Annotated in this window: 11 protein-coding genes and 1 pseudogene; 7 read left to right on the top strand and 5 right to left on the bottom strand. The window is 68.0% G+C overall.

Annotated features, from left to right (window positions below; all coding sequences use genetic code 11):
• Positions 1-14: 14 nt before the first annotated feature.
• Together ACXJKJ_RS06155 and ACXJKJ_RS06150 are read right to left on the bottom strand one after the other, a co-directional pair.
• Positions 15-1,670, bottom strand: a complete 1,656-nt coding sequence (locus ACXJKJ_RS06155) for a glycoside hydrolase family 43 protein (protein ID WP_457389485.1) — start codon at positions 1,668-1,670, stop codon at positions 15-17.
• Positions 1,671-1,688: 18 nt separating this feature from the next.
• Entirely contained in the window at positions 1,689-2,885 is a 1,197-nt protein-coding gene (locus tag ACXJKJ_RS06150) for an ROK family transcriptional regulator (RefSeq protein WP_056204789.1), read from the bottom strand.
• 374 nt (positions 2,886-3,259) lie between these two features.
• On the opposite strand from ACXJKJ_RS06150, the gene ACXJKJ_RS06145 reads away from it, so the two are divergent.
• From ACXJKJ_RS06145 to ACXJKJ_RS06130, 4 genes are all read left to right on the top strand, one after another.
• The gene (locus tag ACXJKJ_RS06145) at positions 3,260-5,386 is read left to right on the top strand and encodes an alpha-glucuronidase family glycosyl hydrolase (RefSeq protein ID WP_457389484.1); all 2,127 of its coding nucleotides are present in this window, start codon (positions 3,260-3,262) and stop codon (positions 5,384-5,386) included.
• 58 nt (positions 5,387-5,444) lie between these two features.
• Positions 5,445-6,527, top strand: coding sequence for a LacI family DNA-binding transcriptional regulator (locus ACXJKJ_RS06140; RefSeq protein WP_056204784.1), 1,083 nt, complete (start codon positions 5,445-5,447; stop codon positions 6,525-6,527).
• An 82-nt stretch (positions 6,528-6,609) separates the two neighbouring features.
• Positions 6,610-7,443 (top strand): NAD-dependent epimerase/dehydratase family protein, encoded by an 834-nt coding sequence (locus tag ACXJKJ_RS06135; protein WP_457323885.1) that lies wholly within the window; start codon positions 6,610-6,612, stop codon positions 7,441-7,443.
• Positions 7,440-8,405 carry an SMP-30/gluconolactonase/LRE family protein gene (locus tag ACXJKJ_RS06130; protein WP_457389483.1) on the top strand — a complete coding sequence of 322 codons (966 nt, stop codon included), beginning with the start codon at positions 7,440-7,442 and terminating at the stop codon, positions 8,403-8,405. The genes ACXJKJ_RS06135 and ACXJKJ_RS06130 overlap by 4 nt, the downstream gene beginning before the upstream one ends.
• Before the next feature lie 98 nt (positions 8,406-8,503).
• On the opposite strand, the pseudogene ACXJKJ_RS06125 reads toward ACXJKJ_RS06130, so the two are convergent.
• Positions 8,504-8,992: pseudogene (locus ACXJKJ_RS06125) on the bottom strand (FxDxF family PEP-CTERM protein); the annotation flags it as partial.
• 113 nt (positions 8,993-9,105) lie between these two features.
• Positions 9,106-9,498, bottom strand: a complete 393-nt coding sequence (locus tag ACXJKJ_RS06120; protein ID WP_162247874.1) for a GFA family protein — start codon at positions 9,496-9,498, stop codon at positions 9,106-9,108.
• Between the two features lie 179 nt (positions 9,499-9,677).
• On the opposite strand from ACXJKJ_RS06120, the gene ACXJKJ_RS06115 reads away from it, so the two are divergent.
• The 3 genes from ACXJKJ_RS06115 to ACXJKJ_RS06105 all read left to right on the top strand — a co-directional run bounded on the left by ACXJKJ_RS06115 (position 9,678) and on the right by ACXJKJ_RS06105 (position 11,988).
• A complete protein-coding gene (locus tag ACXJKJ_RS06115; protein WP_457389482.1) occupies positions 9,678-10,175 on the top strand; it encodes an EVE domain-containing protein in 498 nt (165 codons plus the stop codon).
• A gap of 9 nt (positions 10,176-10,184) precedes the next feature.
• Complete coding sequence (locus tag ACXJKJ_RS06110; RefSeq protein ID WP_457389481.1) at positions 10,185-10,871, top strand: GNAT family N-acetyltransferase; 687 nt, start codon at positions 10,185-10,187, stop codon at positions 10,869-10,871.
• Positions 10,872-10,968: 97 nt separating this feature from the next.
• Complete coding sequence (locus tag ACXJKJ_RS06105; RefSeq protein ID WP_457389480.1) at positions 10,969-11,988, top strand: hypothetical protein; 1,020 nt, start codon at positions 10,969-10,971, stop codon at positions 11,986-11,988.
• A 15-nt stretch (positions 11,989-12,003) separates the two neighbouring features.
• On the opposite strand, the gene ACXJKJ_RS06100 is transcribed toward ACXJKJ_RS06105, so the two are convergent.
• Positions 12,004-12,606 (bottom strand): ECF-type sigma factor, encoded by a 603-nt coding sequence (locus ACXJKJ_RS06100; protein WP_162250716.1) that lies wholly within the window; start codon positions 12,604-12,606, stop codon positions 12,004-12,006.
• Positions 12,607-12,638 lie beyond the last annotated feature (32 nt).

The raw sequence follows: 12,638 nt of genomic DNA, 5'->3' as shown, positions 1-12,638 counted from the left end.
AGAGAGGCGCGGTCTCAGGGCCGTGCTTCGTAAGAAAGGTAGTCGAAGTCCGCGGCAAGGCGCTGGCCCGACAGGTCCTGACAGGCAATGCCGATGAAGTTGCCGGTGAAGCCGAAGCTGCGCGCGTAGCCGTCGACGAAGCGCGTCACGGCTTCGTCGCTGAGCATGGCGGTGTCCAGCGCCGGGCCAACGTCCTGCCAGGCGCCGCCCGCTTGATTGGCTTGAGCGAACTGGAACTGGTAGCGGTCGTGGCGGAACTCTACGGCCAGGTCGACCGGGCCGTCGGCCAGCACGACCGGCGTGGCCGGCTCGCTCAACGCCGAGTCGCGGTTGACGGTCAGGCGCAGCACGCGCCGGCCGGAGTCGACATCGCGGCTGACGTGCAGATAGGCGTGGTTGCCAGTGTTGTAGTAGGCCACCAGGCCGGCCATCTGCTGGAATAGCTCGGGTGCGAATTCCAGGCGCGTCTCGATGCGGCAGTTGAAATGCTGCTGGCGGCGCGCGACCAGGCTCTGGTCGAACAGGCTCATCAGCGACTCGCGGCCCTTCAGGCGCAACCAGCCGGGGCGCTCGGTCAGCGAGATCCAGCTTTCGTCAAAGGGCACGCGCAGCGAGTTCAGGTGGTGGTTGAGCGTGACGCCGTCGAAATCGTCGCGCGCCGGCTCGGCCGGGAAGACATGCTCGGGAAGGCCCGGCCCGGCGACCTGCAAGTGCGGCGCATTGCCGCCGCCTTCGATCTCCGGCCAGTCGTCATCGCGCCAGTGGATGCGCTGGATGCCGGTCTCGCGGCCCAGCGGGCAGTGCAGGCCGACGTACTCGCCGTTCTGCCTGTCCGCGTTGGGACCGCTCCATTCCAGCGGGCGACCACAGAGGTGGGCGAGGTACCAATCGCCATGGGCCGTCTGCACGAGGCTGGCGTGGCCGCTGCGCTGCAGGCCGTCGGTGCGCTGCTGCCAGGCCGTCAGCAGCGGGTTGCCAGGCAGCGTCTCGTAGGGGCCGTCGATGTTGCGTGAGCGGGCCAGCGTGACGGCATGCTCGTAGAAGGTGCCGCCCTCGGCCGTCAGCAGGTAGTACCAGCCGTTGCGGCGGTAGAGGTGGGGCCCTTCGACCACGCCCAGCGGCGTGCCGGCATAGATGTTCTTCACCGGGCCGATCAGGCGCCTGGCTTCGTGGTCGTACTCCTGCAGCAGGATGCCGTTGAAGTGGTGCTTGCCGGGCTGGTGGATCCATTGCTGGTTCAGCAGCCACTGGCGGCCATCGTCGTCATGGAAGAGGCTGGGGTCGAAGCCGGAGCTGTTCAGGTAGATGGGCTCGCTCCACGGGCCGTCGATGCTGGGCGCGGTGATCAGGTAGTTGTGGGTGTCCTTGAATGCGCCGAAGGTGGAGCGCACGTCGGTGTAGATGAGCCAGAACTGGCCACCCGAGTAACTCAGGCAGGGCGCCCAGACGCCGGCCGAGTCGGGGTGGCCGAGCAGGTCGAGCTGGCTCTTGCGCGTGACGGCGTAGCTGTGGTGGCGCCAGTTTTGCAGGTCGCGCGAATGGTGGATGCGCACCCCGGGCCACCACTCGAAGGTGGAGGTGGCGATGTAGTAGTCGTCACCGCCATCACTTGGAACGCGGCAGATCGAGGGGTCGGCGTGAAAGCCTGGCAGGATGGGGTTGGTGATCATGTGTCGGTGCAGAGAGAGTCAGGCGGCCGCAGCCAGGCGGCTGGCGGCGATCAGGGGGCGGGTGAGACGGTAGCGGGCCAGGGCCGCGGCACCGACGGCGACGGCATCGACGCCGAAGCGCGACAGGGTGACCAGGGGCGGCGCCACGCCGGCGGCGCTGGCATAGGCTTCCAGCGTGCGGAAGGCGTGCTCGAGAAAGGGGGCGCCGATCTCGACGGCGGGGCCGCCGAGCACGATGCGGCCGGGGTCGTAGGCGGCGCAGAGATTACCCAGCAGCATGCCCAGATAGCTGCCGGCGCGGGCGACGGCTTCGATGCTGTCGGGCTGCCTGGCGCTCAGCCGGCGCTGGATCCCGGCCAGGCCACCGCCTTCTTCGCCGGCGGGCAGCATGGTCCGAAAGCCGATCATGGCTTCGGCGCAGCCGCGGCGGCCGCAGCTGCAGCGCGGGCCGTCGATCTCCAGCGTCGTGTGGCCGACCTCCCCAGCCAGGCCGTGAGCGCCGGTCAGCAGCCGGTCCTCGACGACGATGCCGGCGCCCACGCCCAGGCCCAGGCTCAGGTAGATCAGCGGGTCGCGACCGTCTGCGCCGAACTCCAGCTCGCCCAGGGCCGCAGCATCGGCGTCGTTCTGCACGAACAGCGGCACGCCTTGCAGCGGCGTGTTGCGCAGATGCTCGACCAGCAGCCGGCCGACGGGCAGGTCGCGCCAGCCGAGGTTGTGGGCGAAATGCAGATGGCCGCGTTGCTCGTCCACGCCGCCGGGCAGCCCGATGCCGATGCCGATGACCCGCTGAGCCGGCGTGTCCAGGCGCGCGTACACCTGCGTCAGCAGCCGGGCGGCGCGCATCAGCGCGAGAGGGGCGTCCCGTCCGGCGTCCAGCGGCGCGCGCGCACGGGCCAGCACGTCGCCGGTCAGCGAGGTGGCGACGACCTGCACGCCCTCCACGCCCAGCTCGGCGCCCAGCAGCACCAGCCGTCCGGGGTCGACGAAGAGGGGCGTCGGCCGGCGGCCCAGCTCGCCGGTCGCGACGACCTCGCGCTCCAGCAGCCAGCCCTCGTGGATCAGCTCCTTCACCAGCCCGCTGACGGTGGATTTGGTCAGCTGCAGCGACTCGGCCAGCGCCGCACGCGACTGCCCGGGCCACGCGCTCAGCTGCCGCACGACGGCCATGCGGTTGAGGTCTTTGAGCAGGTGCTGATCGGCGGTGAACTGCATGCGGGCCCTAGATGGTTTACAGCCCGTCGGCCGCGAAGGGCCGCTGCAGGGTGGGGACGTAGTTGACGGTGGGCGCTACAAAAGGCCGCGCGCGCATAGCCCAGCGCTGCCGGCCCGGCGGCGTGGCGACAGCCCCGACCATCACGCGGCTTTCGGCGCATCTCCCCGAAGCGCGAGGGCGTCGGGGCAGGTGGCGGGAGCCGGTAGGGCGGGATGAGAATTCAATGCGGTCTCCGTCTTGAGCGGCGTCCTTCCGACACCGCTTGCTATGGACTCAAATGTAGCGCTACCATTTTGCATTGCGCAAGCGAGAAATCTCTAACATTCCCGCGATTCCGGGGTTGCGACCCCGGTCGGCCCATACAGGAGACCTGATGAAGACATGGGCCCGAGGCCTGGCCGGCTTGCTGCTGGCGGCCGCGCTGCAACCCGCATGGAGTGCGGTGGAGGATGGCTACGAACTGTGGCAGCGCTACCGCGCATTGCCAGCCGTGACTCAAAGCGAGGTGCTGACGCGGGCCCGCAGCATCCTCCCTGCCGAGCCGATGTCACCAACGCTGCAGGCCGCCGTTGCCGAATTGAAGCGCGGCGTGGCGGGCCTGACGGGGCGGGAGCCGGCCGTGTCGGCCCAGCTGGCGGACGGTGCTCTGCTGCTGGTCACGCCGGCCAGCGCGCCGGCCGGGCTGAACTTGCCCTGGGCCGAGCTGGGCCGCGAGGGCTATCTGCTGCGCAGCCTGAAGCTCCAAGGCCGGGCCGTGACCTTGATCGCGGCCAACGCCGACATCGGCCTGCTCTACGGCAGCTTTGCCTGGCTACGCGCGGCGCAGACGGGCGCCGACCTGGGCAAGCTGGACCTGCGTTCCGCGCCCAAGCTCGGCTTGCGCCTGCTCAACCACTGGGACAACCTGGACCGCACGGTCGAGCGCGGCTATGCGGGCGCGTCGATCTGGGACTGGTGGAAGCTGCCCGACATCCGCGATGCGCGCTACGTCGACTACGCCCGCGCGAATGCGTCGCTGGGCATCAATGGCACGGTGCTGAACAACGTCAATGCCAAGGCCGATTCCTTGACCGCGCCTTTCCTGGCCAAGGCGGCGGCGCTGGCCGACGTGTTCAGACCGTATGGCATCCGCGTCTACCTGTCGGCACGCTTCTCGGCGCCCGTCGAACTGGGCGGGCTGAAGACTGCAGACCCGCTGGACCCGGCCGTGCGCGCCTGGTGGCAGGCCAAGGCCGACGAGATCTACCGGCGCATCCCCGACTTCGGTGGTTTTCTCGTCAAGGCCAATTCCGAGGGTCAGCCGGGTCCGCAGGACTATGGCCGCCACCATGCCGACGGCGCCAACATGCTGGCCGAGGCATTGGCGCCGCACGGCGGCATCGTCATGTGGCGGGCTTTCGTCTACGCGCCGGACGCGGGTGACCGCGCGAAGCAGGGCTATGCGGAGTTTCAGCCGCTGGACGGCCGCTTTGCGCCCAACGTCATCGTGCAGGTCAAGAACGGCGCCATCGACTTCCAGCCGCGCGAGCCCTTCCATCCGCTGTTCGGCGCCATGCCGAAGACGCCGCTGGCGCTGGAGCTACAGATCACCAAGGAATACCTCGGCTTCTCCACCCACCTCGTCTACCTCGGGCCCCTGTTCGAAGAGGTTCTGCGCGCCGATACCCGCGCGAAGCCACAAGGAGCGACCGTGGCCCGCCAGATCACGGCGATGGCCGGCGTGGCCAACATCGGCAGCGACCGCAACTGGTGCGGCTCGCATTTCGATTGCGCCAATTGGTACGCGTTTGGCCGCCTGGCCTGGGACCAGGATCTCGCCTCGGCCGACATCGCCCGCGAATGGGTGCAGCAGACCTTCACGAGGACACCGCGTGCGGTGGACACCCTCGTCTCAATGATGCTGGCCTCGCGTGAAGCTGTCGTCGACTACATGACGCCCCTCGGCCTGCACCACCTGATGGGCACGGGCCACCACCATGGCCCGGCGCCCTGGGTTGACAACCTGGAGCGGGCCGATTGGAACCCGGTCTACTTCCACCGCGCCGGCCGCGACGGCATCGGTTTCGACCGCTCGCCGCGCGGCAGCAACGCGACGGCCCAGTACGCGCCCGGCTGGGCCGCCCGCCTGGCGCGGCCCGAGACGACGCCCGAAGCGTGGCTGCTCTGGTTCCACCACCTGCCCTGGGATTACCGGCTGGCTTCTGGCCGCACGCTGTGGGCCGAATTGGTAGCGCGCTACGACCGTGGCGTCGCGAGCGTCGTCGACATGCGCGCGCGCTGGGCCACGCTGCAAGCCGACATCGACCCCGTCCGCCATGCCGACGTCACCGCCTACCTGGCAGTGCAGGAGACCGAGGCTCGCTGGTGGCGGGATGCCTGCCTCGCCTATTTCCAGTCCGCCTCGGGGTTGCCGCTGCCGGCTGGCGTGCGCCCCCCCGAGCGCTCGCTGGACGACTACAAAGCGCTGCGCTTCAACTTCGCGCCAGGTCGCGGCGGCTGAGAATCCTCAAGCCAAATATGATTGCGCAAACAAACCCACCACCATCCGAGGGACCCTTTTGAAGCCAACCGCTCGCTCCGGGCGCAGCCCCAAGGTCGCGACCATCGCCGATGTCGCCGCGCTGGCCGGGGTGTCGCCGATGACGGTGTCGCGGGTCATCAACGGGGAGCAGAACGTGCGCCCGGGCACGCGCGAGAAGGTGCAGGCCGCCGTCGCCGAGCTGAATTACCTGCCCAACCAGGCCGCGCGCCACCTGGCCGGCTCCGAGCCCATCCGCATCGGCATGCTCTACATCGATCCGACGGCCGGCTATCTCAATGAATTCCTCATCGGCCTGCTGAACAAGGCCAGCCTGCGCCATGTGCAGCTCGTCGTGCAGCGCTGCGAGGCCGCGCGCGAGGGTGAGGAGAAGCCGGTGGCCGAGATGATCGCCAACGGCATCGACGGCCTCATCCTGCCGCCGCCCTTCTGCGATTCCCAGCCCTTGCTGAAGCTCGTGGCCGAGACCGACACGCCGGCCGTGGTCGTGTCCAGCGGCGTGCCGCCCGAAGCCGTCTGCGCCGTCGGCATCGACGACTACCAGGCCGCCTACGAGATGACGCGGCACCTGCTGAACCTGGGCCACCACCGCATGGGCTTCATCATCGGCGACCCCTACCAGAGCAGCAGCGCCCGCCGCCTGGCCGGCTTCCATGCAGCGATGGCCGACGCCGGCCTCAACATCGAGGAGGAGGAGGTCGTCGCCCAGGGCATGTTCACCTACCGCTCGGGCCTGGACGCGGCCGAGTTCCTGCTTTCGCAGGAGCGCCGGCCGACGGCCATCTTCGCCAGCAACGACGACATGGCCGCAGCCACGGTCGCCATCGCCCATCGCATGGGCCTGGACGTGCCCAGCGACCTGACGGTCGTCGGCTTCGACGATGCGCCGCTGGCCACGACCATCTGGCCCGAACTGACCACCGTGCGCCAGCCCATCATGGAGATGGCCGGTGCCGCGGTGGACCTGCTGGTGCGTCACATCCGCGCGCGCCGCACCGGAGTGCCTCTGCCCTGCGAGCATGAGCTCATGGATTTCGCGCTGGTCCGACGCCAGTCCGACGCGGCGCCGCGGCTGCGCCCGCCCTTGCGCATCGGCGCATGAGTGAGCCGCTCGTCTAAGCCCAAAGCGGGCCGGCTTGGGAGAGGCCCGCGCTCTGCCCGCAATCCACACGCATCGCCCTGAAATGAACCCTCTCTCCGCCCCGCGCTTCAAGCGCCTGCTGCTGACCGGCGCCGCCGGCAACCTCGGCCGCGTGCTGCGGCCGCGCATGAAGCATTACTGCGACGTGCTGCGGCTGTCGGACCTCGCACCCATGGACCCCGCCGGCGAGGGCGAGGAAGTCGTGCAGGCGCCGCTCGAGGATCTGGCTGCCATGCAGTCACTGCTGAAGGATGTCGACGCCGTGCTGCACTTCGGCGGCGTGTCCATCGAGAAACCCTTCGACGTGGTGCTGCCGGCCAATATCGTCGGCGCCTACAACGTCTACGAGTCGGCCCGCCAGCGCGGCGTGAAGCGCATCATCTTCGCCAGCTCCAACCACGTGACCGGCTTCTACAGCCAGGGCGAGACGTTGACGCCAAGGGCCGCGCCGCGGCCGGACAGCTACTACGGGCTGTCCAAGGCCTTTGGCGAGGACCTGGCCCAGTTCTATTTCGACCGCCACGGCCTGGAGACGGTGTCGGTGCGCATCGGTTCCAGCTGGCCCGTGCCGACGGACCGCCGCATGCTGTCGAGCTGGCTGAGCTTTGACGACCTGGAGCGCCTCCTCGTCGCCGCACTGAGCGCGCCGGTCGTCGGCCACAGCATCATTTACGGCATGAGCGACAACCGCTCGACCTGGTGGGACAACAGCGCGTCCAACCACATCGGTTTCAAGCCCCAGGACAGCTCCGAGCCCTGGCGCGCCGAGGTCGAGGCGGCCCAGCCCTATGTCGACCCCAGCCGGCCCGAGGTGCGCTGCCAGGGCGGCCAGTTCGTCATCCTCGGCCCCTTCGAGAAGGCGCCGGAAGATAAATGAAGATCCCCTTCACGCCCAACGCCCGCCGGCCTGACCCGGCCATCGAGGTGCTGGACGACGCCTTCCTGCCGCTGCGCCTCTTCCCTGCGGGCATTGAGCAACTGGCCACCGGCCTGGCCTGGGCCGAGGGGCCGGTCTGGTTTGGCGACGGGCGCTACCTGCTCGTCTCCGACATCCCCAACAACCGCATCCTGCGCTGGGACGAGACCACCGGCGCCATCAGCGAGTTCCGCAACCCCAGCAACAACGCCAACGGTCACGTGCGCGACCGCCAGGGGCGCCTCGTCAGCTGCGAACACCTGACGCGCCGCATCACGCGCACCGAGTACGACGGCCGCATCACGGTGCTGGCGGATCGCCATCAAGGCAAGCGGCTGAATTCGCCCAACGACATCACCTGCCATCCGGGCGACGGCAGCCTGTGGTTCAGCGACCCGCTGTTCGGCATCGCCAGCGACTTCGAGGGCGAGAAGGCCGAATCCGAATTGACGCCGGCCGTCTACCGCATCGACGGCGTGACCGGCGAGCTGACACTGCAGATCGACGATCTCAAGGGCCCGAATGGGCTGGCCTTCAGTCCTGACGGCAAGACCCTCTACGTCATTGAAAGCCGCGCCCAGCCGCATCGGTTGATCTGGGCCTATGACGTGGATGGCGTGTCCTTGAGCAACAAGCGGCTGCTGATCGACCCGGGGTGCCCAGGTGCCTTCGACGGCATGGCCGTCGATGTGCAAGGCAATCTCTGGTGTGGCTTTGGCAGTGACGGCAGCGCGGATGCGGATGCGGCGGTGCTGGACGGTGTGCGCGTCTACGGCCCCATGGGCAAGCCGCTGGCCCATATCCACCTGCCCGAGCGCTGCGCCAATCTCTGCTTTGGCGGCGCCAAGGGCAACCGCCTCTTCATGGCGAGCACGCATTCGCTGTATGCGCTGTACGTGAACACGCGCGGCGCAGTCGCTTGACGGCACGGCCGCCCCACGAAAAAAGCCCTGGCGCTTGAGGCCAGGGCTTTGGGGAACTTCGGCGGATCACTGCGGAAGTGACCCAGAAATCAAATCAATTACAGATCGCGACGACGGCGCGAAGCAACAAAACCCATGACGCCCAGGCCTGCTGCCAGCATGGCGTAGGTTTCAGGTTCCGGCACCGGCATCGCGGTGGCCGAAGCCGAAATTGCGTAGGCCGACGGCGCCTGGTTAGCCAACGCGAACACGTTGAAGTAATAGTTGCCGGCGCTCAGGTTCGTGAAATGCCCGGTCGACGTGGACGTGAAGGCAAAGCCGGTGATGACGGTGTCGTCAGTGCCGCCCACGACGTGATCGGCGCCGGTGCTGACGATGCTGTAGAAGGCCGGCGACAGGCTGCCGAAGATCGTCGTCACATTGCTCTGCACGCTCGAAGCCGACGCCAGCGAGAACGTGAAGGTGTCGTTCACCAGGCTCGGCACGACAGCGACGTTGCCGCTGTTGACCGTGATTGCGCCCAGCGTGCCGGTGCCCAACACGAAGGGGGTGGCCTGCGCCGCAAGGCTGCCCAGGGACAGCACAGAGGCCAAGGCAAGAGACTTCAACATAGTTAATTACTCCCAAAGAAAGACCTGAACGAATTAGCAAGCATCGTGCCATCAGAGAAAACCCTGCTGTGGCGGTGATTTGCTTGCGGTCAGCTTTCTGGGTGTAAAGAACGCCGACACCAACGGGCCTTGTCATCGAGAAAGTAGTCCTCGCCCGGCGGCTCGATGGGCTCGCCCTCAAAGAGCCCCGCAGGGAACCCGTAAGCCCTTGGCAGCCGCGCGTCCGCGGTGAAGACATGCGATCCGCATGTCTTGCAGAACGAGCGCTGCAGGTTGGGCGTGGGGCAGAACACCGACAGCCCCTCGGGGTTGTTCACGACGACCTGATCGCGCGGCGCTGTGATCCACGTGGTGAATGCCGCACCGCTCAGGCGCCGGCATTCGCCGCAGTGGCAGTTGTCCGGGCGGCGCAAAGGCGATGGGACCGTGACGGAGACGGCGCCACAGTAGCAGGAGCCGCGGGCGGCGAGAGGCGGGGTCATCGGCTTCAAGGCAAGGGAAGAGCCAGGACTATGCCCGTTGCCGCGTTGCTGAACTCCGTTGCCCGCTCGCGATCGGCGTGGGCAGGACTCACCGGCTGGCGGGGTGCCTTCTGCTGACAAGCCGTTGTCGCGACCTCCCGCCATCATGGCGATTCCCAATTTGCGCACGAGGCGCTCCGATGAAAAACGCCACCCTGTGGGAGGAATCGGCACAGGCCGGCACGGCCGCGCCGCGCGGCAACTGGATTGCCGTGGCCAGCGCCACCCACGCACGCCGAGGCTGCGCGGAACGCGGCGCAGGCTATATGCAGGTGTGTCATGGCAAGGTCGCGCCGTTGCGGCGCGTGAGGCCCGGTGACCGCGTGGCCTACTACGCGCCCACAGTCACCATGGGCGGCAGCGACAAGCTGCAGGCCTTTGTGTCGCTCGGGCTGGTCAGGCCCGGCGAGCCCTACGCCTTTGACATGGGTGGCGGCTTCGTCCCCTTCCGCAAAGACGTGGACTATGTGCCCGCACGCGAAGCGCCCATCGCCCCGCTGATCGACCGCTTCGAGTTCGTGCAGGACCGCGCGCGCTGGGGCTATTCGTTCCGTTTCGGACTGTTTGCCGTCAGCGACCATGACATGAGGCTGATTGCCGATGCCATGGCCGCCGATGCAGATGCCCTTCATTTCTGAACTGCACAGATGATCCCTTCATCCATCAACTCCGAGGGTGACCGCAACGCCGGCGCGCTTGACCCCGCAGTCGCTGCTCGTGCCTGGGCCTGCGGCTGGGCGATTTCGCGACGCACGCCAGCGCCGGTCAGGCGCTCTGGCTGCTTTCAGATTTCGGTCGGAAAGCCCGGGCAGACGACACGCTATGTTCTTCCCGCCCTTGATCGACATCTCCTCCAAGAACTTGTCACCGAGACCGGCCCCGGCAGCTGGCTGAAGATCTGCGCACCACGTGAAAGCGTGTCTCCCTTGCTCTCCCATCATTGGCAGTTTCACGAACCCGAGTTTCTGATGAGCACCGATCTCAGGGGCGGCGACACCACCGCCCCTGAGGGCTATCGCATACAGACCGACAAGGTGGGAGAGGTCGCGTTTGCCAGGCTGATCGCAGGTTCAGGAGAAATCGCGGCCGGCGGCCAGGTGGCGATCGAGGGTCCGTTCGCCACCTTCGATCAAATCGTCACGGCCGAGGCCCACAGGAGGAAGGGGCTGGGGCGACGCATCATGACCATCTTGTCAAGCATCGCGCTCGATCTGGAGGCAAGGCAGGGCGTGCTGGTGGCCACGGAGTCGGGCGCTGCTCTGTACAAGGCGATGGGTTGGTCCCTGGTCTCGCAGGTCACGGCGGCGTCGTATCCAACCGCGCAGGCGGGCTGACGGGTGATGGGGATGAGCCTTTTCACCTGACCGTCTTGCGTACCAGGTTGTCCCCTTCGACGAACCGAAGGTTTCAGCCCTGCCACGAAAGACCGCCATGTGCCGACTGCTCGCCCCGCTGCTCCTTGCCACGCTCACCCTCCTGGCTGGCGTGCCGCCAGCCGCCGCGCAAACTGCTGCGCCGACGGTCTCCGTCGGCAGCGACAACGGCGCGGCCATCAAGGGTGCGCGCCGTGTCGCCATCGACCAGTTCGGGATCGAATTCGTCACCACGCTGAAGGCGAGCGGCAGCGGCGGGGGCAACAGCACCTCGGTGCAGGCCGAACTGCGCGGCGTGCCGGATGCGGCGATGCAGGCGCTGACCGACCGCGTCTACCGCGACACCGTCGAGGCGCTGACCGCTGCCGGCTTTGAGGTCGTCGGCATGGACACGGTTCGCGCGCGCCCCGAGTACGCCGAAGTCGAGGCCCGCATGGGCAAGCCGGCGCCCTACGTCATCGACGACACGGGCGCCGTCTCCAAGATCTTCGCGCCCACCGGCATGCCGGCCTTCTTCCAGACGGCAGGAGGCCGCGGCACGCTGAGCGACCGCATCACCGCGCTGGATGGCGCCAACGGTGCAAAGGCCAGCGCGGTGGCGCAGGCGCTTGACCTGCATTTCGTGCGCCTGCACTTCTTCGCGAGCTTCGGCATCGCCTCCGGCAGCAAGGGCTTCCTGGCCAATATCGCGCGTCGCTCACAGTCCTCCATCGAGGCCGGCCCGGTGCTCTACCCCAACGAGACCCAGCTGCAGATCGTGTCGCAGGAGGGCCAGCGCATCTTCCGCACGACGTCGCGCAGCGGCGTCAACGGCGCCTTCTACGTCGACCGCCTGGTTCAGGGCGCGACTGAAGGCTTCACGCTCGTCGACACCACCACCGACGAGTCGCGCAAGTCAGACAACACGAGCAACGCGCTGTCGATGGGCCTGGCGCTGTTGACCGGTGGCCGCTCGCGTGGCACCAGCAATGCGACTGCCGCGGTCACGCTCGACGAGGCCAGCTTCGAGCGGGCCTACCTGCCCATGATCGGCAGCGCGCGGGATGCGCTGGTGCAGCGGTTGAAGAGCGCCAGGTGAACCTCCGCCCTCGCGTCAGGCCAGCGGTGCGGCGCCCAGTTCGCGGCGCAGCCAGGCCCGTGCCAGCGCCCAGTCGCGCTTGACGGTGGCGAGCGACAGATCGAGCGCCTGCGCGATCTCGTCGTTTTCGAGCCCGCCGAAGAACTTCAGCTCCACCACCTTGGCCGCGCGCGGGTCGACGGCTTCGAGGGCCAGGATGGCCTCGTGCACGGCCACCACGTCGGGCTCGGCCTGCACGCCGATTTCCGGTGCGCCGGTGATCGACAGCGACACCAGCTGCGCCTCGCGCTTCTCGGTGCGCTTGGCCAGCGCGTGGTTCACCAGGATGCGCCGCATCATGGTCGAGGCCACCGACAGGAAATGCGCGCGGTTGGACCATTGCGTGCGCGTCTGCTCGGCCATGCGGAACCAGGCCTCGTGCGTGAGCACCGTCGGGCTCAGCGTGTGCGCGTTCGCCTCGCGGCCCATGTGGGCGCGCGCGATGCGGTGCAGCTCGCCGTAGAGCAGCTCGAAGAGCTGGTTCGATGCGCCGGCCGCATCCGTGTCGAGCCGGCGCAGCCACTCGGTGACATCGGCGGCGGCGGGGTTCGAAGCGGACAGGGCAGTCATAGCGGTCATGGCGCCGCGCATTTTGCGCGCGGCGCCGCGAC

Source organism: Roseateles sp. P5_E1 (assembly GCF_054049335.1).
The sequence above is the reverse complement of the archived record's forward strand: the minus strand, read 5'-3'. Positions and strand labels throughout refer to the sequence as shown.

Bases quoted from the DNA above. Each gene is read 5' to 3' on its own strand.
- ACXJKJ_RS06145 (WP_457389484.1), top strand. From the start codon at position 3,260: ATGAAGACATGGGCCCGAGGCCTGGCCGGCTTGCTGCTGGCGGCCGCG.
- ACXJKJ_RS06120 (WP_162247874.1), bottom strand. From the start codon at position 9,498: ATGACCCCGCCTCTCGCCGCCCGCGGCTCCTGCTACTGTGGCGCCGTC.
- ACXJKJ_RS06100 (WP_162250716.1), bottom strand. From the start codon at position 12,606: ATGACCGCTATGACTGCCCTGTCCGCTTCGAACCCCGCCGCCGCCGAT.
- ACXJKJ_RS06110 (WP_457389481.1), top strand. From the start codon at position 10,185: ATGATCCCTTCATCCATCAACTCCGAGGGTGACCGCAACGCCGGCGCG.
- ACXJKJ_RS06155 (WP_457389485.1), bottom strand. From the start codon at position 1,670: ATGATCACCAACCCCATCCTGCCAGGCTTTCACGCCGACCCCTCGATC.
- ACXJKJ_RS06130 (WP_457389483.1), top strand. From the start codon at position 7,440: ATGAAGATCCCCTTCACGCCCAACGCCCGCCGGCCTGACCCGGCCATC.
- ACXJKJ_RS06105 (WP_457389480.1), top strand. From the start codon at position 10,969: ATGTGCCGACTGCTCGCCCCGCTGCTCCTTGCCACGCTCACCCTCCTG.
- ACXJKJ_RS06150 (WP_056204789.1), bottom strand. From the start codon at position 2,885: ATGCAGTTCACCGCCGATCAGCACCTGCTCAAAGACCTCAACCGCATG.
- ACXJKJ_RS06115 (WP_457389482.1), top strand. From the start codon at position 9,678: ATGAAAAACGCCACCCTGTGGGAGGAATCGGCACAGGCCGGCACGGCC.
- ACXJKJ_RS06135 (WP_457323885.1), top strand. From the start codon at position 6,610: ATGAACCCTCTCTCCGCCCCGCGCTTCAAGCGCCTGCTGCTGACCGGC.